1 protein-coding gene and 1 pseudogene are annotated in these 1,730 nt (G+C 45.0%); both read right to left on the reverse strand.

Features of this window, described 5'->3' with window-relative positions; translation table 11 throughout:
- A pseudogene (locus IGQ16_RS09920) lies at nt 1-243 on the reverse strand (type I-B CRISPR-associated protein Cas7/Cst2/DevR); the annotation flags it as partial.
- Between the two features lie 104 nt (nt 244-347).
- Nucleotides 348-1,730, reverse strand: a 1,383-nt coding sequence (gene cas8a1, locus IGQ16_RS09925; protein WP_297061343.1) for a type I-MYXAN CRISPR-associated Cas8a1/Cmx1, incomplete at its 5' end; no start/stop codon positions are given.

Consider the following 1,730-nt stretch of genomic DNA (forward strand, 5'->3'; position numbering starts at 1 on the left):
TTCATCTTTGAAGCTATATTTGTCGGTCTTAGGGTCAAATGTACGATTCACTTCTGGTTCGTAATGATTTTGAAAATACTCCCGCAATCCCCAACGAATTGCCTCTGCACTGACAGTGGTGTATTGATCATTGCCGCGGGTAATTTTTTGCAGTGTTGAGAGGGTGCTGCCGTCTCCTTCTCCCCGATTGTTAGCGGCAATAGCTGTTGCAGTGACGATAGTGGCAAATAGGTGCTTGGTCATGATTTAGATCTCCTTGTCAAAACTTGTCAAAATTAATTAAGCATTTGTGTTGAACCCGCCGCCACTCAACCTATCCCCAGTGCTACGTATTTATTGAAAAGATCTCAGCCTGCTGCTTCTAATTCTTCAGAGGTGCTGGTTGAGTCTTCAGATTTTTCATCAGATTTTCCATAGGTAGCGATCGCCAGCAGCACCAAATCCCGCGCTCGCCGCCAGTGTTTCTCTCGATGTATCCAGTGGAAAATCTGCGGTCCTTTGCCCTGGGCATTTTTACTGCGGAACTGACTCAGGAAGCTAACCAACGCTGTAGCAAATTCCTGCTGTGTGCTAGGTCGCTGCAAACGATAAATGACCTTATCGGTCACTTGCTGATAATCCAGATCACGACCTTGTTCTTTAGCTTGATTGATCTGTCCAGACAGATATTTTCTAAATGCAGCCTGCACCACATCAAACAGCACTTGTTCTTCAGCATTTAAGTATTCAGTCATTTTTACCAATCCTTTGCGTTCATGGCCATAGATTTGGTTGGCTTTACGAAACTCAAAAAAGCCTGCATACCAAGGTTTACCAGTAATCAAGTTATCACAGATCCAAGACAGTGTTGTAGAAGTACGCAGCCAATTTTCTTGATTTTTATTTTGTTGAATACGTGCCGGAAAGGTCTGCCGAGCCACTTCATACAAGTCCAGAACTTCATCCGTAGCTTGGAAACGATATACCGCTTGCTTTAAATAATCTTGTTTATCCCAGATTTGCTTGCCTAACTGGTAAACTTCACAGTAGGTCACCCGAAACTGTCTGAATTCTTCGATGGTTTTTTCCTGCAACAGAAAAGATAGAGCAGATTCGCTAGCACTGCTGCTCCGAAAGTCTCGATAGGTACGCCCTGGTAGGGCTCGGCGTCTCTTGACCCAGTGCGTTAAGTTTTGAACCTCGGGAATCACCAATGCTGACCGTTTTGAACTTTTGCCACCAATCGTTTGGGGAGGCAGTTCATAGTAGCCACAGGCAACGGGCAGAAATAGTAAGGCCAGAAAACCTTCGGGAGATTCCCCATAAGCCCCATTGACAGGGCATTCCAGCAATCCAGGCAAGTGATTTCCCTTGACTGGAATTTCTTTCTTGAAGGCACCCTCACGGTTAAAGGCATCGTTTATTTTTTTCTCTTCCGTGTAATAGCACTCCAACAGTGGCTTTATCTCGATTTGAATTTCCGGCTCACCTGGCTCAATCAAAAACGTGCGGGTGATAGTTTTTTCTTTGAATTTTCGCTGTTTATTGTGCTGGAGAAAAGTTGATAATACGCCCCGAGTGAAACTATATTGCCCCTGCTCATCGAGCTTGAGAGCAGGAACATTGAGATAGCCCGGTTCGTTAATCTGATACGTTTGGTTCAGTAGCCATCGCACAACATCCTTGTCTTTCCCTTGCCATTGAAGTTCAACGGACTCATCAGTCACCTGCCAAGTCAAGGGAGCCTGATG

Origin of the sequence: Thermosynechococcus sp. M3746_W2019_013, assembly GCF_015296045.1 — a bacterium.
GTDB lineage: Bacteria > Cyanobacteriota > Cyanobacteriia > Thermosynechococcales > Thermosynechococcaceae > Thermosynechococcus.